Origin of the sequence: Cryobacterium sp. Y57, assembly GCF_002929505.1 — a bacterium.
In the GTDB taxonomy this organism is placed as follows: domain Bacteria; phylum Actinomycetota; class Actinomycetes; order Actinomycetales; family Microbacteriaceae; genus Cryobacterium.
Genome location: NZ_PJJL01000062.1, coordinates 86,094 through 107,239, shown reverse-complemented (window position 1 = coordinate 107,239; position 21,146 = coordinate 86,094). Strand labels below are relative to the sequence as shown.

18 protein-coding genes and 1 tRNA gene are annotated in these 21,146 nt (G+C 63.2%); 16 read left to right on the top strand and 3 right to left on the bottom strand.

Features of this window, described 5'->3' with window-relative positions:
* Nucleotides 1-134: 134 nt before the first annotated feature.
* The 3 genes from CXY72_RS06920 (at nt 135) to CXY72_RS06910 (ending at nt 1,563) form a co-directional block, all read left to right on the top strand.
* A tRNA-Glu gene (locus CXY72_RS06920) sits at nt 135-210 on the top strand.
* A 78-nt stretch (nt 211-288) separates the two neighbouring features.
* Nucleotides 289-996 (top strand): histidine phosphatase family protein, encoded by a 708-nt coding sequence (locus CXY72_RS06915; RefSeq protein WP_104126955.1) that lies wholly within the window; start codon nt 289-291, stop codon nt 994-996.
* A 9-nt stretch (nt 997-1,005) separates the two neighbouring features.
* Nucleotides 1,006-1,563: a DUF3090 domain-containing protein gene (locus tag CXY72_RS06910; protein WP_104126954.1), complete on the top strand. Its 558-nt coding sequence runs from the start codon at nt 1,006-1,008 to the stop codon at nt 1,561-1,563.
* 41 nt (nt 1,564-1,604) lie between these two features.
* Here the strand turns inward: CXY72_RS06910 and CXY72_RS06905 are convergent, their stop codons facing one another.
* Complete coding sequence (locus CXY72_RS06905; RefSeq protein ID WP_104126953.1) at nt 1,605-2,726, bottom strand: class I SAM-dependent methyltransferase; 1,122 nt, start codon at nt 2,724-2,726, stop codon at nt 1,605-1,607.
* Between the two features lie 548 nt (nt 2,727-3,274).
* Between CXY72_RS06905 and CXY72_RS06900 the strand changes: the two genes are divergently transcribed.
* The 9 genes from CXY72_RS06900 to CXY72_RS06860 all read left to right on the top strand — a co-directional run bounded on the left by CXY72_RS06900 (nt 3,275) and on the right by CXY72_RS06860 (nt 14,837).
* A complete protein-coding gene (locus CXY72_RS06900) occupies nt 3,275-6,061 on the top strand; it encodes an Ig-like domain-containing protein (protein ID WP_158252509.1) in 2,787 nt (928 codons plus the stop codon).
* A 247-nt stretch (nt 6,062-6,308) separates the two neighbouring features.
* On the top strand, nt 6,309-7,334 hold the full coding sequence (locus CXY72_RS06895) for a TerC/Alx family metal homeostasis membrane protein (protein ID WP_104126951.1): 1,026 nt from the start codon (nt 6,309-6,311) through the stop codon (nt 7,332-7,334).
* A 37-nt stretch (nt 7,335-7,371) separates the two neighbouring features.
* Nucleotides 7,372-8,163 (top strand): PP2C family serine/threonine-protein phosphatase, encoded by a 792-nt coding sequence (locus tag CXY72_RS06890; protein WP_233197689.1) that lies wholly within the window; start codon nt 7,372-7,374, stop codon nt 8,161-8,163.
* Nucleotides 8,164-8,327: 164 nt separating this feature from the next.
* The gene (leuC, locus tag CXY72_RS06885; RefSeq protein WP_104126950.1) at nt 8,328-9,788 is read left to right on the top strand and encodes a 3-isopropylmalate dehydratase large subunit; all 1,461 of its coding nucleotides are present in this window, start codon (nt 8,328-8,330) and stop codon (nt 9,786-9,788) included.
* Nucleotides 9,789-9,790: 2 nt separating this feature from the next.
* Nucleotides 9,791-10,417: a 3-isopropylmalate dehydratase small subunit gene (gene leuD / locus CXY72_RS06880; RefSeq protein WP_104126949.1), complete on the top strand. Its 627-nt coding sequence runs from the start codon at nt 9,791-9,793 to the stop codon at nt 10,415-10,417.
* 169 nt (nt 10,418-10,586) lie between these two features.
* Nucleotides 10,587-11,894 (top strand): UDP-N-acetylglucosamine 1-carboxyvinyltransferase, encoded by a 1,308-nt coding sequence (murA, locus tag CXY72_RS06875; protein WP_233197693.1) that lies wholly within the window; start codon nt 10,587-10,589, stop codon nt 11,892-11,894.
* A gap of 7 nt (nt 11,895-11,901) precedes the next feature.
* The gene (locus tag CXY72_RS06870) at nt 11,902-12,699 is read left to right on the top strand and encodes a 1-acyl-sn-glycerol-3-phosphate acyltransferase (RefSeq protein WP_233197688.1); all 798 of its coding nucleotides are present in this window, start codon (nt 11,902-11,904) and stop codon (nt 12,697-12,699) included.
* A gap of 10 nt (nt 12,700-12,709) precedes the next feature.
* Complete coding sequence (locus CXY72_RS06865) at nt 12,710-13,840, top strand: NAD(P)H-dependent glycerol-3-phosphate dehydrogenase (protein ID WP_233197687.1); 1,131 nt, start codon at nt 12,710-12,712, stop codon at nt 13,838-13,840.
* A complete protein-coding gene (locus CXY72_RS06860; protein ID WP_104126946.1) occupies nt 13,740-14,837 on the top strand; it encodes a D-alanine--D-alanine ligase family protein in 1,098 nt (365 codons plus the stop codon). Before CXY72_RS06865 ends, CXY72_RS06860 begins: the two co-directional genes overlap by 101 nt.
* 55 nt (nt 14,838-14,892) lie before the next feature.
* On the opposite strand, the gene CXY72_RS06855 is transcribed toward CXY72_RS06860, so the two are convergent.
* Entirely contained in the window at nt 14,893-15,429 is a 537-nt protein-coding gene (locus CXY72_RS06855) for a DUF3515 family protein (RefSeq protein ID WP_104126945.1), read from the bottom strand.
* A gap of 24 nt (nt 15,430-15,453) precedes the next feature.
* On the opposite strand from CXY72_RS06855, the gene thiL reads away from it, so the two are divergent.
* A complete protein-coding gene (gene thiL / locus CXY72_RS06850) occupies nt 15,454-16,488 on the top strand; it encodes a thiamine-phosphate kinase (RefSeq protein WP_104126944.1) in 1,035 nt (344 codons plus the stop codon).
* Between the two features lie 43 nt (nt 16,489-16,531).
* On the opposite strand, the gene rsmD is transcribed toward thiL, so the two are convergent.
* On the bottom strand, nt 16,532-17,113 hold the full coding sequence (rsmD, locus tag CXY72_RS06845; RefSeq protein WP_104126943.1) for a 16S rRNA (guanine(966)-N(2))-methyltransferase RsmD: 582 nt from the start codon (nt 17,111-17,113) through the stop codon (nt 16,532-16,534).
* A 120-nt stretch (nt 17,114-17,233) separates the two neighbouring features.
* Here rsmD and CXY72_RS06840 point away from each other — a divergent pair, with 120 nt between their 5' ends.
* From CXY72_RS06840 to CXY72_RS06830, 3 genes are all read left to right on the top strand, one after another.
* The gene (locus CXY72_RS06840) at nt 17,234-19,474 is read left to right on the top strand and encodes an ATP-dependent DNA helicase RecG (protein WP_104126942.1); all 2,241 of its coding nucleotides are present in this window, start codon (nt 17,234-17,236) and stop codon (nt 19,472-19,474) included.
* A gap of 65 nt (nt 19,475-19,539) precedes the next feature.
* A complete protein-coding gene (gene coaD / locus CXY72_RS06835; protein WP_104126976.1) occupies nt 19,540-20,028 on the top strand; it encodes a pantetheine-phosphate adenylyltransferase in 489 nt (162 codons plus the stop codon).
* Nucleotides 20,025-21,146 carry a MoxR family ATPase gene (locus tag CXY72_RS06830; RefSeq protein WP_104126941.1) on the top strand — a complete coding sequence of 374 codons (1,122 nt, stop codon included), beginning with the start codon at nt 20,025-20,027 and terminating at the stop codon, nt 21,144-21,146. Before coaD ends, CXY72_RS06830 begins: the two co-directional genes overlap by 4 nt.

Below are 21,146 nucleotides of genomic sequence, written 5' to 3'. Positions count from 1 at the left end.
GAGCTAACCCCGATTCGAGTCGTGGCGCAACAGCATCCACTTTCTTGAATGATCGGCAGCCGCTACGGCGCGCCGCGTGTGCTCAGTTTGGAAGACCACTCCTTCATGTGGCATACTCGGAAAGTTGCAAAAACGGCCCCATCGTTTAGCGGCCTAGGACATCGCCCTCTCACGGCGGTAACGCGGGTTCGAATCCCGCTGGGGTCACCATTGCCCGGTCGCCCACTCTTCACAGGTGCCGGGCTTTTCTGGTTCACGGCGTCAGTGCTCCTGTATAGGCTCGTAGGCATGGCCACAGTCATTCTTGTGCGGCACGGTCGCACCACAGCAAATGCCACCGGTATGTTGGCCGGACGAACTCCCGGGGTCGGGCTCGACCAAGTGGGGCGTGACCAAGCCGCTCGCACCGGAAAGCGGCTCGCTGCCGTTCCACTGGTCGGTTTAGTCTCGAGCCCGCTGGAACGCTGCCAGCAGACCTCGGCCCTGATTCTGCAGCATCAGGCGGGATCCCCGGCGACGACCGAGGATGCGGACATCACGGAGTGCGATTACGGGCAGTGGCAGGGCCGATCGCTCAGCGAGCTTGCCTTGGAGAAACTGTGGCCGGTCGTGCAGGCGCAACCGTCAGCCGTCATCTTTCCCGGCGGAGAATCGATGGCGACCATGCAAGCCCGGTCGGTCGCCGCCATCCGGCGCCACGACGCACGGATCGAGGCGGAATTCGGGCCGGACGCCGTGTGGGTGGCGGTCAGCCACGGCGACATCATCAAATCGATTCTGGCCGACGCGCTCGGCATGCACCTGGACTTGTTTCAGCGCATTTCTGTCGGTCCGGCCTCGGCGTCGATCGTGCGCTACGGGCCCCATCGTCCGAACGTGTTTGCCACCAATACCGATTCCGGAGACCTGTCCTGGCTGCGCTCGAGTGCTCTGGGGGCCGACGCGCCGGTGGGCGGTGGGTCCGGCCACGCTGCGCCACAAGCCGTGCGCTCATAAAATGCTCACATGCCCATAATCGTTCACGAATTCGACTGGCCGGATCGCGTTGTCATCGGCACCGTCGGCGTGCCCGGATCACGCACGTTTTACCTACAGGTGCGTAGCGGCGCTCAAATTGTCAGCATTGCCCTGGAAAAACAACAATCCGCTCTGCTCGCGGAGAAGATCGACGAAATGCTCGAGCAGCTCATGACGCACGACGGCAACCCGTTCAGTGTGCCGACGGCAACACCTATCGAACTGGTCGACAACGACCCCCTGGAGCAGCCGTTTGATGAGCAGTTCCGCACCGGCACGATGACCCTCGGCTGGGATCCGCGCAGTGCGCAGATCGTGATCGAGGCTTTTCCGCTGATAGACAGTGAGGTCGCCGACGAGGATGACTTCGACGCGGTCAGCCTGGATTCGACGGAAACGCTGCTCGTGCGTATCCCGGTGGGCACCGCCCAAGCTTTTGCGATGCGCACCCGGGAGATCGTGGGGGCTGGTCGACCTATTTGTGCCTTGTGCGGCATGCCCATCGATGCGGACGGACACGTCTGTACCCTGCCGGATGACCGCTGATTCCGTTGGAGCCCGACCTCGATTAGTGCCCAGCGCGGGGATTAGCTGGCGCAGAGGCGCCAGAGAGAGGTGACCTCGTTCGCTCGCACCGCGTGCAGCGGGTCGTTCGTGTCGGTCGCTCTCGCGTGTCTGGCGGGCGCTTCGAGTGCACCGATCACGCGCAGGCCGGCCGCATCGATCAGGTTCAGAAGGTCGCCGCGGGAGCGCAGCCCCACCAGCTCAGCGAAATCGGACAGGACCAACCAGACCTCACCGTGCGGCTCCAGATGGTCGAGCACGCCGGCCAGAAATCCCTTGAGCATGCGAGATCCAGGGTCGTAGACGGCCGCATCGAGCAGCGAGTGTGCGGTCGCCGGAATCCACGGTGGATTGCAGACAATGAGATCAGCCTTCCCCTCCGGAAACAGATCGGTCAGCTGAACCTCAACCCGCCCATCGAGTTTGAGAAGCGATACCGTTTCTCGAGCGGATGCGACCGCACGCGGTTCGAGATCGGTCGCGACCACACGCGGCACGCCCCGGGTTGCGAGTACTGCTGCGAGCACCCCGGTGCCGGTACCGATATCGAAGGCAAGCTGTGGCGCGGCCAGGGGAGCGCTCGCCACGAGATCGACGTACTCGCTGCGCACCGGGAAGAATGTGCCGTAATGCGGATAGATATTGGCATTTAACGCGGCAACGGGAATGCCTGTGGTTCGCCACTGATGGGCGCCGATCGTGCCGAGCACCTCGTGCAGCGACACAACGGATGCCTCGGTGATGCTGCCGTAGGCGGCGACCGTGGCAGCGTGAACGTCCGGCGCGCGGCGCAGCCCGATCGTGTTGCCGACAGCGAGCGGAACGAGAAGCAGTCCGAGAATCCGGGCCCGGTGCGAACGGTTCTGCCGATAGCGGTAGAACAGGTCGGCGGTGCTGCGCTCGCTGTGATCCGGGCGAGGCCTGGTGCGGTGCTCCAGGGCTGTCAGAATTTGGCGGGCGTTCTGAAAGTCTCCTGTCCAGAGCATTGCGACGCCCTGCGAGGCTAGCCGGTAGGCCGCATCCGCTGTGATCGTGTCGTCGACCGGCTCGACTCGTTTCGGGGCCGGTGCGCCGTTAGCTGATCTCCACAGGGCGGTGACCGGTCGACCAACGTCAGACCAGTTGATGTAGTCGGTGGCCGTCATCGAACCCGGGGCATAGTCATAACCGCCAATTATAGATCGGTGCCGTGGGACACCAGGTGAGACTCCGAAGACGAACGACAGCTTCTGTCGCAACAACCTGAGCGTCGTGCCTTCGGCCGGTAACCATCGGCGATGACGTGGTCGGTACGGTGACCACCCAAACCTTGCTCCAATCGGCGGGGCTGCCGTCCTCCTGTTGGTCGGGGCGCGCTGATTCTGATCGTGCGTCGCCGTCTGGAGCGCACCAGCGCCTAAGGCTGACTGCGGGCCGTGCGCTTGCCGCCGACGGGGCGAGGCTAGATGGCGGGGCGTGCATGAACTCGTGTTCTTCCCCCTTATTGGGTGATTCCAGAGCAGAGTAAATGTGTGTAATTACGTCAAGCTAAAGACATGGCAGTTCGCTGACTCATTGCCCTCCGGGATATCCCCACGAAGGCTGGCGTACTTTGACGAAAGCACGCACTATGACGCTCCGCATTTCACTGATCGGCATGCCACCGGTTCGTGGTCCCCGACACTCCGCCCGACCGCCACGGACAGCGATCGCAGTGAGATGGTCCGGCGCCGTCGGTGTGGTCGCCTTGACCGCATCGTTGCTCGTCAGTGGCGTCACGGCGGCTAATGCAGTCACCGCGCGCCCCAACCTTGGGTTTGCAAACTCGTATGTCGTGCTGGGCAATTCGGCTGTAACGATCAGCGATGCAGGGAAGGTCGAAGGCACCTTTGGGGCCGACCTGGGGGTATCCAGTCCGACCGGTGTCTACACCAATACCGGGACGCTCGTCGGTGTGGGCGCAATCAATTTGAACAATGCTGCGGCGCAGCGAGCACAGGCCGATCTCACCGCCGCGCACACTGCGGCACTGGCCGCGACCGGAGATTACATTCTTTCGGGAGAGTTGGCCGGTAAGACCCTTCGGCCGGGGATCCACACAGCCGACAGCAATGTCACGCTAACGGGCACGGTCACTCTCGACGCGCAGAACGACCCCGACGCCATCTTTATCATGGTGCCGCACGGGGCCTTCGACACCGCGGCGAATGCCCGGGTGGTTTTAGCCAACGATGCGCAGGCCGGCAACGTCTACTGGTTCATCGGGGCGGCGTTCACCATTGGGGCCGATGCCGACTTCAGTGGTCGGGTCATCGGCGGCACCGCCGGCACTCTCTCGGCAGGCTCGACACTGCACGGCCAGCTGCTCACGACGGGAACAGCGATCACCCTCAGCGCGGCCGCACGCATCATCAACGATGCCCCGTCGGGCACTGCAACGACGGACTGGTCTGATCAGACCCTCGGTACCATGGCCGACGGGGTGGAATACAAGGACGGTCTCACGGTCGTGTCCTCGGACGGTGAACCGGTCGGCGCTGAGGACGTGGCCTGGGCCTTGACAGCGGGCCGATTACCGCCCGGGATTAACTTGGATCCCGTCGCCGGAACTTTGGCCGGCAGGCGCACCGACTCGGACAGTTATACCTGGACCATCACCGCCATTATTGTCGGCCACATCCGCATCAGCAAATCCTTTTCGACCAACGACGTGGGCGTCCCGATCGTAATGATTACAGGTGGGGACACGCTTCTCACCAACGACACAACGCCGACGATTTCCGGCACTACTGACGCGGAAGACGGCGTCAACGTAGCAGTCGTGGTCGGCGGCACTACGGTCTCATCAACGGTGATGGCGGGTGCCTGGTCGGTGGATCTGCGCGACCTTGGAGCTGATGGGGCCTATTCGGTCGTCGTTACTATCACTGTTGCTGGTGTCGCTGGAACGGCACATCAGACCATCACGCTGGATGCGACGGCGCCGTCGCTTGTCATCGCAGGCGGTTCGACGGTGACTGTCCGCGATCGCACGCCGACTATTTCGGGGATGTCGGATGCGCACGATGGCACCGGTGTGACGATCATAGTGGCGGGTCAGTCTTTGTTGGCGACTGTCGTTGATGGTGTCTGGTCGGTGACGGCTGCGGACCTCACTGACGGCGCTCACACCATTACCGCTTCGGTTAGGGATATGGCGGGTAATAGGACTACTGCAAACTTGGCGTTGACGCTCGACTCTCAAGCGCCATCCGTGGTTATTGGGGGAGGTGCAGCGGTGATCACCGGCGACAGGACGCCGACTATTTCGGGCACGACGGATGCGCTTGTCGGCACGTTGGTCAGTGTGACCGTTGCCGGCCAGACATTGACTGCCAGCGTTGATGGAAGCGGTGTGTGGTCGGTGACGGCTGCGGACCTCACTGACGGAGCTCACACCATTACCGCTTCAGTGCAGGATGTGGCCGGCAACACCGGCACGGCAACCCAGACCTATCGGGTGGTCGTGGCGCCCGACGTGGCGGTCACCGGTGGGGGCGCGGCTGCATCCAACAATCCCGCACCGACCTTCGTCGGCACATCGACTGCCACTGTTGGATCGACAGTGACAGTGATGATCGACGGCCAGATTCTCACGACGACCGTGACGGCGGCCGGTACGTGGTCCGTCACCTCGGCCGACATCTCCACTGACGGTGAATACACCGTAGCGGTGACCGTCGTGGACCTCGCGACGAACATCACCGCTTATTCGGCCCAAATCTTCACGATCGACACGACTGCTCCCGTTGTGGCCGTGACCGTGGCGCCCACGGGTCGCACGCGCAACACCACGCCGACACTGTCGGGAACGACGGATGCCCCGCCCGGCGCGATCCTGTCGGTCACTGTGGCGGGGCAGGTACTGAGCGCAACGGTCCAGGTCGGGGGCATCTGGACTGTCGAGCCCGGTCCGCTCGACGACGGCATCGTCGTGGTCGTCGTCACCGCCGAAGACGCGTACGGCAATGCGCGATCGGCGAGGCAGAGTTTCATCGTGGCCACGACGCCGCCGGCCAACACAACTCTCGCGCAAACCGTTACGGAGGGTGCATTTGAATCACTCGTTGTCACCGGCGCCGATTTCGATCCCGGAGAGTCCGTCCAGGTCTGGATGCACTCCTTACCCGTGTTGCTGTCCACCGTTACAGCCGACCAGAACGGCTCTATCGTAACGAGTGTCACCGTTCCCGAGTCAACAGCGTCCGGCCTGCACCATGTTGTGATGATCGGCGTATCGTCCTCGACCGCGCAGCTATCGTCGGAGACCATTACGGTCGTCAACTCGGGCACCGGTACCGTCAGGGCCGCAGTCGTCGCCCAGCAAACCATCGAACTCGCCCGCACGGGGATTGAAACGATACCGGTCGGCGGCGCTGCACTCTTGCTGTTCCTGATCGGTGTACTCCTGCTGGTCCTGCGATTGCGCACTCGAAATGCGGGCCGTCACATCAGTCCGTAAGTAGTCTGCGCACCCGAGCCTCTTCGACCGTGCACGCGCGGGGCCGCCGCACTGATAGAATTTTGCGAGCGAAGGGGAGTATCCCTCTGGGCCCGATCGGGTTCTATATCGCGATCGTCAATACGGGCCGCACTGGTGGGGCCCCGGTCGCGGTGGTATCGATTGGCTCCGTTTGGGCGTTTTCGGTGCGGGAGAGACTTTCGGGTTCTGCCATCCCCGATTCCCGTTATTTTCTTGAAAGGCCCCCGTGGAACTCGCCCTCCCTCTCTGGTTCGAAGCTGGATCATTGGTCGTTTTGACCCTTATTCTGGTCGCTGACCTTCTCATCGTCTACAAGCGCCCGCACGTTCCGAGCATGCGCGAGGCTGGCCTCTGGGTCGCGTTCTACGTTGGGCTCGCGCTCATTTTCGCGCTCTTGATGCTGGTTCTCGGTGACGCTGAACATGCCGGTCAATTTCTCGCCGGTTGGCTGACCGAGTACAGCCTGTCGATCGATAACCTGTTTGTTTTTGTCATCATCATGGCCCGATTCTCCGTGCCGCGAAAATACCAGCAGGAAGTGCTGATGGTGGGAATCATCATCGCTCTCGTACTGCGCGGAATCTTCATTCTGCTCGGCGCCCAGCTGATCGAAAGCTATGCCTGGATCTTCTACATCTTCGGCGCGTTCCTGTTTTACACCGCCGTGAAGCAAGCGTTCTCCTCGGAATCAGAAACGGAAGAAAAAGAGAACGGCGTCATTCGTCTGCTCCGCCGCCGCATTCGTATCTCATCAGAATTCGACGGCTCCAAGGTTCGCACGCTGGTCGACGGCAAGAAGATCTTCACGCCGATGCTGATCGTGTTCATCGCGATCGGCACCACCGATCTCATCTTCGCCCTCGATTCCATTCCAGCGATCTTCGGCATCACGACGAGCCCGTTCATCGTGTTCACGGCCAATATCTTCGCCCTTATGGGCCTCCGCCAGCTGTACTTTCTCCTCGGCGGACTACTCGAACGTCTCGAATACCTCAAGTACGGCATCGCCGTCATCCTCGGCTTCATCGGCGTCAAGCTCGTGCTGCACGCGATGCACACCAACGAGGTCTTCTTCATCAATAATGGCGATCCCATCTTGTGGGCGCCCGAGATCGGCACCTGGACCTCGCTCGGCGTGATTATCGGCAGTATGGCCGTGGCCACCGTGGCGAGCCTGATCAAGGCTGGTCACGATGCCAAAAAGCGTGGCCACACGCTGGTCGAAGAGATTTCGGTAAACGCCAACGAATGACTGATGGAGACCGGGCGACGGCGAACGGGGAGCTCTCATGACTGAGCACCGGCAGAGCATGATCGAGCTTTCCAGTGCTGTCGCCCGTTTCTCTTTCAGCGAGCGCACCGATGTCGGCAGCGTGCGCAAGGTCAACGAGGACAGCGTGTTCGCGCAGTCCCCAGTATTCCTCGTGGCTGACGGTATGGGCGGCCACGCCCGGGGTGAGGTCGCCAGCCAGACCGTACTTCGGGTGTTCGACGAGCACATCGCCCGCGATTCGCCCTCGACGCCGGAACGCATCCTCGACGCCATCCACTCGTCGAATGACGCCGTACGCGATCTAAGCGCGGCCGATGACTACGGCACTGCAGTGTCGGGCACCACCCTCGCCGGCATCGCCTTCGTCGACGCCGGCGATGACGTCGGCTACCACTGGATGGCCTTCAACGTCGGCGATTCCCGCGTCTACACCTGGACCGACGGTGTTTTGGCCCAGTTGTCCATCGACCACTCCGCAGTGCAGGAGATGGTCGACGCTGGCCTGATTTCGGTCGACGACGCCGAGAAACACCCCGAGCGCAACGTCATCACCCGGGCGATCGGCGCCGACGAGTTTGTCGATGCCGACGTCTGGCTGCTGCCGGCCCTCGGACGGCAATCCTTTTTGATCTGCTCCGACGGGCTGACCAAAGAACTTGATGATGCGGCGATCGCGGAGGTCTTGGCCATGGACATTGGCCTGGATGCCGCGGGGCGCAGCGTCGCTGACATTCTCGTTGACGAAGCCATCGAGCACGGCGGACGCGATAACGTCAGCGTCGTCTACGTGGAATCAACGTTCGACTGACCGGTCGCGCAAGTGTTCGCGAGCTGAGCGGCTAGGCGAGGTGTTACCCTGAAGCCATGGTGCTGAGCCGACTTCTTCTGTGCCGCGACGAGTCCCTGTCCTGAGGCCTCCCTCGTCGCGGCGTTCAGCGTGGCTGCCATCGATTCGTGAGGAAGACGCTCAAAATGACCAACGTAATATCCACTTCGAAAAAACACTCCGGCACCGGCCTTCGTACCCTGGCCGAGAAGGTTTGGGACAAGCACCTCGTCACCAAGGGTGAGGATGGCACGCCAGACCTGATCTATATCGACCTGCACCTGCTGCACGAGGTCACCAGCCCGCAGGCCTTCGACGGCCTGCGCCTGTCCAATCGAATGCTGCGTCGGCCCGATCTGACTATCGCGACCGAGGACCACAACACGCCAACGCTCGCCATCGACAAGCCGATCGCGGACCTCACCAGCCGCACGCAGATCGAGACTCTGCGCCGCAACTGCGCCGAATACGGTGTGCGTCTGCACTCGCTCGGTGACATCGAACAGGGCATCGTGCACGTTGTCGGCCCGCAGCTCGGCCTGACCCAACCGGGAATCACCGTGGTGTGCGGCGACTCGCACACCTCCACCCACGGTGCCTTCGGTGCCATGGCGCTTGGTATCGGCACGAGCGAGGTCGAGCATGTCATGGCCACCCAGACTCTGCCGTTGAACCCCTTCAAGACCATGGCCATCACGGTCAACGGCACGTTGCGCACCGGGGTCACCGCAAAAGACATCATCCTGGCCGTGATTGCCAGGATCGGCACCGGCGGGGGGACCGGTTACGTGCTCGAATACCGTGGTGAGGCCATTCGAGCCCTCTCCATGGAGGGGCGCATGACTATCTGCAACATGTCGATCGAGGCTGGCGCCCGCGCCGGTATGGTCGCCCCCGATCAGGTCACCTATGACTATCTTGACGGGCGTGCCCACGCGCCCCGCGGTGCCGACTGGGACGCTGCCGTGGCCTACTGGGAGACCCTGGCCACCGACGAGGGCGCAACCTATGACGCCGAGGTCATCATCGATGCGAACGATCTCGAACCGTTCGTCACCTGGGGTACCAATCCCGGCCAAGGCGTGTCCCTGAGTGGATCTGTGCCGAATCCCGCCGAAATCGTCGACGCCAACGAGCGCTCGGCGGCTGAGCGGGCTCTGGAATACATGGATCTCGCGGCCGGTACCCCGATGAAGGAGATCCGGGTCGATACCGTTTTTCTCGGCTCCTGCACCAATAGCCGGGTCGAAGACCTGCGCGCCGCCGCAGAAATCATCAAGGGCAAAACCAAGGCCGAAGGACTGCGCATGATGGTCGTCCCCGGTTCTGCCCGGGTACGCATCGAGGCCGAAGCCGAGGGGCTCGACCAGATCTTCCTCGACTTCGGTGCCGAATGGCGCTTCGCCGGGTGTTCGATGTGCCTCGGCATGAACCCAGACCAGCTTGAGCCCGGCGAACGCTGCGCGTCGACCAGTAACCGCAACTTTGAAGGACGACAGGGAAAGGGAGGGCGCACCCACCTGGTGTCGCCGCTCGTCGCTGCCGCCACGGCCATTCGCGGCACGCTCAGTAGCCCGTGGGATCTCGACCAGGCTGGAGACCAGTAACCATGCAGAAATTCACCACCGTCACCGGAATCGCGGTGCCGCTGCGCCGTTCCAATGTCGATACCGACCAGATCATTCCAGCCGTGTATCTCAAGCGAGTCACGCGCACCGGTTTTGAAGACGCATTATTCGCGGCGTGGCGTCTCGACCCCGACTTCGTCATCAATAAGAAGGAATACCAGGGCGGTCGCGTGCTTATCGCCGGGGCCGACTTCGGAATTGGCTCATCGCGCGAACACGCCGTCTGGGCGCTGCGGGACTACGGCTTCGACGTGGTCCTGAGCCCCCGATTCGGCGACATCTTTCGCGGAAACTCCGGCAAGCAGGGCTTGCTCGCCGGCCAGATCAGCGAAGCGGATGCCGAAACCCTGTGGAACCTGGTCGAGTGCGCTCCCGGGGTGGAGTTGACCGTGGATCTGGTGAGTAAAACAGTGCGTGTCGGGGATCTGACCGTGAATTTCGAAATCGACGATTACACTAGATGGCGGCTGCTCGAAGGTCTCGATGACATCGGGCTGACCCTGCGTGACGAAGCGCGGATCAAGGAATTTGAGGGGACGCGAGAGTCGTGGTTGCCGCGTACTCTTCCGGCGCTCTCCGCAGGTTCGGCCCGCGTCAATTTGCAGTAGTTTGTATTGCACCAATTTGCATTAGGACAGGTATTTTGTGAGCACTCTCAGCGAAGCCCGGCGTGATCAAGAGGCGAAAAATCTGATCGACGCCAGGCAGCACGACGACGCGAACGGGCGGGGGAGTGCTCAGAACCACGGGGCATCCGTTGGTCTCACCGCCGACAAAATCACCATCCGCGGCGGTATCCCGCTGGTCGGTCGCGTCGACGTGAAGGGGGCGAAGAACCTCGTCACCAAGGCCATGGTCGCCGCCCTGCTCGGTGAAACTCCCAGCGTTCTCAAGGACGTTCCGAACATCAGTGATGTTCGGATCGTTCGCGGCCTGCTTGAGGTGCACGGCGTCAATGTGACCGAGGGTGATGAGCCCGGAACCCTCGTGCTTGACCCGGCAAACGTGGAAAGCGCGCACTTCGCCGCGATCGACGCCCACGCGGGTTCCTCGCGCATCCCGATTCTGTTCTGCGGTCCGCTGTTGCACCGGCTCGGCGAAGCCTTCATTCCCGACCTCGGCGGCTGCCGCATCGGCGACCGGCCGATCGACTTTCACCTCGAGGTGCTGCGCAAGTTTGGTGCTGTCGTCGAAAAGCAGCCCAACGGCATCCGTATGTCGGCGCCGAACGGTCTCAAGGGCGCCAAGCTTGAACTGCCGTACCCGAGCGTGGGTGCCACCGAGCAGGTGCTGCTCACCGCGGTGAGGGCCGAAGGTCTCACCGAGCTCAAGGGCGCGGCAATCGAGCCTGAAATCATGGATCTCATCAATATTTTGCAGAAGATGGGCGCCATCATCACGGTCGATACTGATCGGGTGATCCGCATCGAGGGCGTCGAACGCCTGGCGGGCTATAACCACCGCGCCCTGTTCGACCGCAACGAGGCTGCCAGCTGGGCTGCCGCAGCACTCGCCACGGATGGAGACATCTTCGTTGGTGGCGCCCGGCAGGCTGAGATGATCACGTTCCTCAACGTCTTCCGCAAGGTCGGTGGCGCCTTCGACATCTGCGACGACGGGATCCGCTTCTATCACCCCGGTGGCGACCTCAAGCCCGTCATCATCGAAACGGGCGTCCACCCCGGCTTCATGACGGACTGGCAGCAACCGCTCGTCATCGCGCTGACCAAGGCACACGGAACGTCGATCGTGCACGAAACAGTATACGAGCAGCGGTTCGGCTTCGTCGATGCGCTCGTCGAAATGGGCGCGACAATTCAAATTCATAAGGAATGCCTCGGTGGGCACACGTGCCGGTTCGGCCAGCGTAATTTCAATCACTCGGCCGTCATCACCGGTCCGACGAAGCTGCACGGCGCCGACATCGTCGTGCCCGACCTGCGCGGCGGTTTCAGCCACCTGATCGCGGCGCTTTCGGCCGAGGGCACATCAACGGTCAGTAATGTGGGAATCATCAGCCGCGGGTATGAGAACTTCATCGGCAAGCTGCGGCTTTTGGGGGCGGACTTCGATCTCGAAGGATAATAGGCGCGTGCCTGAAAATAACGACGTGCCCATAGCTTCCGGGTCATCCGTACCGCCGTCTCGAATTCGGTCGGAGAAGAGCAGGCCCAGCGCGTTCTGGATTCTCGCCGGGCTGATCCTGCCGGTGATGAACCTCGCCGCCCGGTATGAGATCATCGACGCTCACAAGTTTCCGCGCAGTGGCGCGTTTGTGCTCTCACCCAACCACTACAGCGAGATCGACCCCGTGGTCATGGGAGTCGTAGCGTGGAAGTTGGGGCGGCTGCCTCGATTCCTGGCGAAAGCATCTGTTTTTGAAATTCCCGTCTTCGGTGCTGTGCTGCGCAGGTCCGGGCAGATTCCGGTGCAGCGCGGCGGTTCGGTGCGCGGCAGCGAACCGGTCAAGGCCGCCCAGCGTCTGGCCGAGAAGGGTCAGATCGTCGTGGTGTATCCGGAGGGGTCACTGACTCGTGACCCTGACTTGTGGCCGATGCGAGGCAAGACCGGAGCCGTTCGCATCGCGCTTGAGCAGGGGATTCCCATCGTGCCGGCCGCCCACTGGGGTGCCCAGCACCTGATGGAACGATATTCCAAGAAAATCAGCCTGTTTCCACGTAAGACCATCACCGTGAAAATCGGCGACCCGATCGACCTCTCCCAGTTTCGCGGGCGGAGCCTCGACACGGCGACGCTCAACGAGGCAACTGCAGTCGTGATGCTGGCCATTACCGCGCTGCTGGAAGATCTGCGCGGCGAGAAAGCCCCGGCCAAGCGGTGGAACCCGGCAGACCACAACCAGAGAGAGACCGGTCGTTTTGAAGCCTAGAACCTCCCAGTTGCCGACGATTCAGCCAGGCACCCGGGTGGCCGTTCTCGGCGCGGGCAGTTGGGGAACGACTTTCGCCAAAATTCTCACGGATGGCGGTGCCGACGTCGTTCTGTGGGCTCGCCGCCCCGAACTAGCCCGGGAAATCTCCGAGGCCCGCCGCAACAGTGATTATTTGCCGGGGGTGAACCTGCCGGTGGGCCTGCGCGCCACGAGCCGTCTCGACCTCGCCCTGGCTGGCGCCGAAATGGTTTTCGTCTCGGTTCCGAGCCAGTCGCTGCGCGAAAACCTCAAGCAGGTCGAGCCGTACCTGGTTGCGAACGCGATAGTGATCTCGCTCATGAAGGGTGTCGAACGCTCCAGCGGCATGCGCATGAGCTCGGTGATCGAGGAAACGCTGCGCATCGACCCCGATCGCATTGCCGCGATCAGCGGTCCGAACCTCGCGCTTGAAATCGCCAAGGAACAGCCCACCGGCGCTGTCGTCTCCTCGGTGAGCCTCGAAACGGCGCAGGCCGTGGCCAAACTGGCTACCAATCGCTATTTTCGCTCCTACGTCAACACCGACGTCATCGGCACCGAGTTCGGTGGGGTGCTGAAGAACCTGATCGCGGTCGCCATCGGCATCGTCGACGGTGTCGGCTACGGCGAGAACACCAAAGCCTCGATCATCACCCGTGGCCTGGTCGAAATGACCGACTTCGCGGTCGCCTACGGCGCTCAACCCGAGACATTGGCCGGGCTGGCCGGTCTCGGCGACCTCATCGCCACCTGCCAGTCGCCGTTGTCTCGCAACAATACGGCCGGGCGGTTGCTCGGCCAAGGCTACAGCATCAACGACGTCGTCAAACAAATGCAGCAGACTACCGAAGGCCTCGCTTCGGTGAAGCCGGTTCTCGAACTGGCCCGTGCCAAGGGCGTCGAGATGCCGATTGTCGAACAGGTTCGCCAGGTGCTCGACGGCACACTCAATCCCCGCGACATTGCGCCGCACCTCACGACTGACTCCGGCGAACCGCAGGGCGAAAGGACACTTGACGATGCACAAGCTCACGGTGGTGCTTCTCTTTGGAGGGCGTTCCAGCGAACACTCGATCAGCTGCGCCACGGCGGGGGGAGTGCTGGCAGCCCTCGACCCTGAGCGTTACACCGTCATCCCGGTCGGAATCACCCGGGACGGCGCGTACGTACTCGAAGACAACGACCCAGCCAAGTTCGCCCTCAACGCGCAGGCATTGCCCGTTGTCGCCGACAATGGCACCCGGGTGCGCTGGCCGCAGAGCGCATTGAGCCGGGAACTGACCGTTGTCGACGCCTCCGGTGAGCGTTCGCTCGGCTCTGTCGACCTTATATTCCCAATTTTGCATGGACCGTTCGGCGAGGACGGCACCATTCAGGGCATGCTCGACCTGCTCGACCTTCCGTATGTCGGGTCAGGAGTTCTTGCATCCGCTCTGGGGATGGACAAGCACTTTGCCAAGACGGTCTTTCAGCAAGGCGCCCTGCCGGTGGCGCCGTGGCGCACCCTGACAGCGCATGACTGGGCGCGGGATCCTGCCAGGGGTTACGCTGCCCTCGAACACCTCGGCTTGCCGGTCTTCGTGAAACCGGCCCGGGCCGGATCGAGCGTCGGCGTCAGTCGGGTAGCGACGTCGGACCAGCTGACCGAGGCTATGACGGTCGGTCTCGCCGAAGACAACAAGGTACTCGTTGAATCCGGGCTCGTCGGACGTGAACTCGAGATTGCCGTGCTGCAGGGACGCCCGGGGGAACCCACCCGCGCCTCCGTGGCCGGCGAGGTCGTCGTGACGGGCCGTGACTTCTACGACTTTGCCGCGAAGTACCTGAATGCTCCGGGAGTCGAGCTGGTCTGCCCCGCGCCGCTATCAGCGGCAGAACTGGCTGAGGTACAGCGGCTGGCCATTGCCGCTTTCGAGGCGATCGGGGCAGCTGGTCTGGCTCGGGTTGACTTCTTCCTGACGGAGACCGGCTGGGTGATCAACGAGATCAACACCATGCCCGGGTTCACGAGCATCTCGATGTTTCCCACCTGCTGGCTGGCCAGCGGCTACACCTACCCGGAGCTGGTCGACGAACTCATCTCTGTGGCCATCGCCCACGCCCGCCACGGTTCCTGAACGGCCTGCCGCAGGATCTCGCGCATCACCGGCAGGTCACTAGCGGCCTCGTGAACTAGGGGATCACGGGGGCGGTCGTGGCCCCTGGTGTGGGCAGCTGCACGTCTTCGGCGCCGACACAGGAGCGGGTCGCCGGCACATACGCGACCGCATTGGCGACGTCGACGAGCGCCGTCGAGCCGCTCACCGCTTCGGAGTCGATCACGATTTCGATGGCCGGGTCGCGTCCGTAGGTTGTATAGCGGTAGGTCGGAGCGGCGGTGTCATCTTCGATCCAGTCGATGCCGTTGATATTCAGGCAGGGCAGCGTCGTGGGCGCCGGTACTGGAACACCACAGTGCAGCAACACAGCGGCAGGGTCACCCCAGGCGCCTGTCGCCTGGGCGTTCGTCTCCCGGGATGCCTGATCGGCGACGGTGGACGGCAGGTGCACGATCACGTCGGCGCAGGCCACATTGGTGGCGTCGGCGGCCGGGGTCAGGGGGACGGCAGCGGCGCAGCCGACCAGCACCAGTGAGGTCGCCAGCACCGCGGCGGCGGAGGCGACGAAACGAAGGGGAGCGGTGCGCAGGAGCAGGAATGGATGAGACATCGTATTCAGGCTACCGTTTCTAACATGACCACTGCTGCGGATGCCCCGCTTCCACCTCCGCACTCCGCCGCCACTGAAACTCTCGCCGACCTCAGCGAGGGCGCAGTGCTGGCGCGCATCTTTCCCCGTCTACCGACAGCCTCGGCCCAACTTCTCGGCCCGGGCGACGATGCGGCGGTCATCTCAGCGCCTGATGGGCGGCTCGTGGTGACGACCGACATGATGATTCAGGGACCCGATTTTCGCCTCGCGTGGTCCTCCCCGCACGATCTTGGCTGGAAGGCTGCCGCCACCAATCTTTCCGACGTGGCCGCGATGGGCGCTCGCCCGACAGCTTTGGTCGTGGCAATCGCCGCTCCGCCGTCGACGCCCGTTTCGGTGCTTGAGGGTCTTGCTGACGGGCTGCGCGATTGCTGCGAGGCTCTTGCCCCCGGCTGCGGGGTGGTCGGCGGCGACCTGTCAGCGTCAGACGCCCTCACCCTGGTTGTGACGGCCTTCGGTGACCTCGAGGGCCGCGCTCCCGTGCTTCGCTCGGGAGCGCGGCCGGGAGACATAGTGGCGCTCTCTGGCCGGCTGGGCGACGCTGGAATCGGCCTCGAACTGTTGTTCCGTCTGGGCGTTGATTGCAACGGAGTACCCGACCTGGCCAGGGCCAACGCACTCAAACTCACGCATCCCACCGAAGTGGCCGCCCAGCTCACCCCCGTACCGCCGATTGCAAGCGGCCCGATTGCAGCGCTCGGCGGAGCCACGGCCATGCTTGACGTCTCCGACGGACTTGCCATCGATGCCGGACGCATCGCGCGGGCCAGCGGTGTGGGTATCGACTTCGAATCCAGCTGTCTGGGGGAGCGGATCGAGGTCGCCCTCGGAGGCGGGGAGGACCACGGACTTCTGGCCACCTTTGCACCCGACCGTGTTCTGCCGCCCGACTTTCGCCGCCTTGGCATGGTCGTCGCGGTATCCGCTTCGAATTGGGGCGCCATCACCGTCGACGGTGTTCCACACGACCAGGGCGGCTGGGACCCATACCGAGGCTGGGACGGTGCGGCCGGCTGACTGAACCGGCTGCTGCACGACCGGTGATGTCCTGCCGTTGGTGCTACGGCGTCGGCTGCAGGGTGGAAGCGGCATACCAGACGGTCGTGTCGCCGTAGTCCTTGCGACGGTCGAGTGCGAGCCCCGCGCCCCAATTTGGCTCGGGCGAGCGGGAGCTGCGCTCGAGCACCACGAGCGCGTCGGTGGCCAGCAGGGGAGCCAGCGCACTCAAATTGTGCCCCAGTTCAATCTCGCTCAGGTCGTAGGGCGGGTCGATGAACACTACGTCGAAGCCCTCTTTGGTAGCGGCCAGGAACGACTGAACCGCCTGGGCGGAGACGGCAATTTTCAGGTCAGTGCCCTTCGGCGCTGACCGTCGCACGGCCTCGGCGTTCCTGCGACACATGGCCGCCGCGCCGTAGCTGTTCTCGACGAGCGTCACGACACGGGCACCGCGACTGGCGGCCTCAAGCCCCAAAGCTCCCGATCCCGCATACAGATCCAACACTCGCATTTCGTGCAGAGCATCCCGTGAGTCGAGCGCCGAAAAGATGGCCTCGCGCACCCGATCACTGGTCGGACGTGTCCCCGACTTGGGAACAGCCAGGGAGAGAGAGCCGGCAAACCCGGTAATAATTCGCGTCATGACTCTCCCGAGCCTAGCCGCCCCGCAAAGAACGCCCCGCGCCGAAAACTTGCGACGGAGATGTTGGTTGTGGTGGCTCAGTCACAACACCATGTCAGTGGCCCGGTTTACGATGAGGGCATGACCGGTTCGAGCGCTGCCAGTGGCCCCGGATTCGATGGCGTTGCGCTTCCGTCACCCCAACTCGAGCCGCTGACACTCGACACCCCGTTGAAGAAGGCCCTCAGCCCAGCCCAGGCGACAGCGCTCGGGAAAGCCTTCGGATTTCAGACCGTCAACGATCTGCTCAGCCATTACCCGCGTGACTACGCCGACCGCGAAGTACTCCGGCCCCTGAACCAGCTCACTCCCGGCGCCAACATCACGGTCATCGCTGACATCATCTCGGCGCACGAAAAGCGCATGTCATCCCGGCCGGGCACGATCGTGGAGGTGGTCATCTCCGACGGGGGAGGTCAGTTCACCCTCACATTCTTTGGCAAGAACAGCCAGCAGTGGCGTCTTGACCAGCTGCGACCCGGCCTGCGCGGCAGTTTCTCCGGCAAGGTGCGCATGTATCAGGGGCAGAGCCAACTGGCCAACCCGTCGTACAAGACCTTTGAAAGTGAAGAAGAAGAGGCGCGCGACGACCCGGCCCTGCGGTTGAAGCACAAGCCGCTCATCCCGATTTATGCCGCTACGGCCGCCGAGACCAGTTGGAACCTGCAGACGATGATCGACCAGGTGCTCCGGCGCCTCGGCACCCTGCCCGACCCTGTTCCCGAGGCTCTGCAGGTCGAACACAGCCTGCTCGATCACACCCAGGCCATCCGCTGGATTCATAGCCCTGACAATCCAGAACAGTGGATGGCCGCGCAAGACACGCTGCGGTTCACCGAGGCCTGGGTGCTGCAGTGCGCCCTGATGCAGCGGCACAGTCTCGCGCGGGAACGCCGTACCCAACCCCGAGTGCCAACGCCCGGCGGCTACCTCGAACGCTTTGATGCAGCGCTACCCTTCGTGCTGACGGTCGATCAAGAAATTTGCGCGGTCGAAATCGCCGCCGATATGGCCCGGTCCGGCCCGATGAATCGGCTGTTGCAGGGCGAGGTCGGCTCGGGCAAGACCGTGGTTGCCCTGCGGGCTATGCTCGCCGTAGCGGACAGCGGCGGCCAGACCGCGTTGCTGGCACCGACTGAGGTGCTCGCCGGGCAACACCTGCGGTCGATCACGACCCTGCTCGGCCCGAATCTCGCGGCCGAACTGATGCCGACCTTGTTGACCGGAAAACTGCCGGTGGCGCAGAAACGCAAGGCCCTGCTGCGCACGGTCTCTGGCCAATCGCGCATTGTGATCGGCACGCACGCCCTGCTCAGCGATACCGTGACCTTTTTTGACCTCGGTCTGATCGTGATCGATGAGCAGCACCGGTTCGGCGTCGACCAGCGCGAAACACTGCGCCTCAAGGGGGCGGAGCCTCCTCATGTTCTTGTCATGACGGCAACGCCGATTCCGCGCACCATCGCTATGACCGTGTTCGGCGACCTCGACGTGAGCACCATTCGCATGCTGCCGGCCGGGCGCCAGGGAATTCGCAGTGTTGTCGTTCCCATGGGTGAGAACGGGGCACTATTCGGGCGCGTCTGGGCGAGTTTGGCGCAGGAACTTGCCCTGGGACGTCAAGGTTTTGTCGTATGTCCGGCGATTTCTCCGGCAGAAGTCGAAGACGAGGCTGATATCGCGCCGCCGCCGGGAGACGATCCGCGTCCGCTGTTCAACGTTGAAGAAGTTTTGGAGGGAATGCGCGGAGTCGCGTCCCTGGCGCCATACCGCCTCGAGGCACTGCACGGGCGCATGACGAGCGAGGAGAAAGACCGCATCATGCGCTCTTTTGCCGCCGGTGAGATCGATATTCTCGTTGCCACCACCGTCATCGAGGTCGGTGTCGACGTTCCTAACGCCTCCGCCATGGTCGTGCTCGACGCTGACCGATTCGGTGTCTCCCAGCTGCACCAGTTGCGCGGCCGGGTCGGGCGTGGTGGAGTGCCAGGGCTGTGCCTGCTGGTAACTAACTCCCGCGCAGGGTCCCCGGCCCGCCAGCGTATCGGTGATGTCGCCGCAACGCTCGATGGCTTCGTGCTCGCTGAACTCGACCTCGCCCTGCGCAAGGAGGGCAACGTGCTCGGTGATATGCAGTCCGGTGACGGCTCGAAACTGCGCTTTCTGCGGGTGGCAGTGGACGGCGACATGATCGCCGAAGCTCGACAAGCGGCTTACCACCTGGTCACGGGGGATCCGGGCATCCGCACCAACCCGGCGCTGCGTGATGCGATCGCGCGCCGCCTGAATGATTCCGAACGCACCTGGCTCAATAAAGGCTGATTATGTCAACGCAAAGCGGATACATCGGGCAGCGTTCCGTCAGCGTGTGGCAGTAGGGTGTGACCATGCGCAGGATCGCCGTTGTCCCTGGATCATTTGACCCCGTCACTCTGGGCCACCTGGACGTGATCGATCGCGCGGCCGGCCTGTTCGACGAGCTTCACGTTCTCGTGGTGCACAACCCTGACAAATCAGCGCTGTTGCCGATCAATCAGCGCGTATCACTGCTGGAGCAGGCCATCAGAGAGGCCGGGCTGCCGACCAATATCGTGGTCGCCAGCTGGAGCGTGGGATTGCTCGTGGACTACTGCATGGACGTCGGTGCGAGCGTGTTGGTCAAGGGCATCCGCTCACAGGTCGATGTGGCCTACGAGACGCCGATGGCGATCGTCAATCGCAATCTGGCCGCCGTCGAGACAGTCTTTCTACTGCCCGATCCGGCCAATGCCCATGTCTCCAGCTCTCTGGTACGCCAAGTGGCCGGCCTGGGCGGCGACGTCTCGCCGTATGTGCCGCGAGCTGTTGCGGCGTATCTGGAGCGGTCGCGGGTATGAACCTCAAACCGACTCGCCCCTCCGCGCCGACCCAGGGAGTGTCGGCCGGCAACCTGCGCGAGTTGCACGATGCGGGGCGCGCGATCATGCACAACGTCGAGACGGTCATTGACGGTAAGCACGAGGCCGTGCAGATCGCGCTGACTGTTCTACTGGCCGAGGGGCACCTGCTCATCGAGGACGTTCCCGGTGTGGGCAAGACCATGCTGGCCAAGGCGCTCGCCCGCTCCGTAGACTGCACGGTCGGGCGAATTCAATTCACCCCCGACCTACTGCCCTCCGACGTGACCGGGGTGTCCGTGTTCAATCAGGCCGAACGCCGGTTCGAGTTCAAACCGGGCCCGGTCTTCGCCAACATCGTCATCGGTGATGAGATCAACCGGGCGAGTCCGAAAACTCAGTCGGCACTGCTGGAATCAATGGAGGAACGCCAGGTCACCGTTGACGGCACAACCTACCCACTGGCCCTGCCGTTCACCGTTATCGCGACTCAAAACCCGATCGAGATGGAGGGAACGTACGCCCTTCCGGAGGCGCAGCGGGACCGGTTCATGGCCCGCATCTCCATGGGCTACCCCGACTCCGACTCGGAGCTCGCGATGCTCGATTCGCGCGACACCAACAGTCCGCTCGCTCTGATCTCGGCCGTGGTGTCGGAGGAGACCCTGCGCGACATGATGCACACGGCACGAGCAGTTTTCGCCTCCGCGGCGGTCAAGGAGTACGCGGTTAATTTGGTGCGCTCCACCCGCGACGATCGGGACCTGCGTCTCGGTGCCAGCCCGAGAGCAACGCTCCAACTCATCCGTGCCGCGAAAGCCCAGGCGGCGTTGAACGGTCGGGATTACGTGCTGCCCGACGATATCGATGCGCTCGCCGTGGCTGTTCTCGGTCATCGGCTGGTTCCCACCAGCCGGGCGTTGGGTCACCATCACCAGGACAGCGGCCCGGTGATCGACGACATCGTGCGTCGAATTCTTGCTGACACGCCGGTGCCGGTCGGTGTCGCGGCATCCGATCAGGTTCCAGCACACCCGTTCGAATCGGCGGCGTCCCCATCGCTGCCGCCCGTGCCCGCCGCTTCGATGCGGCCCCTTGGTTCTACCGGGCAGTCGTAG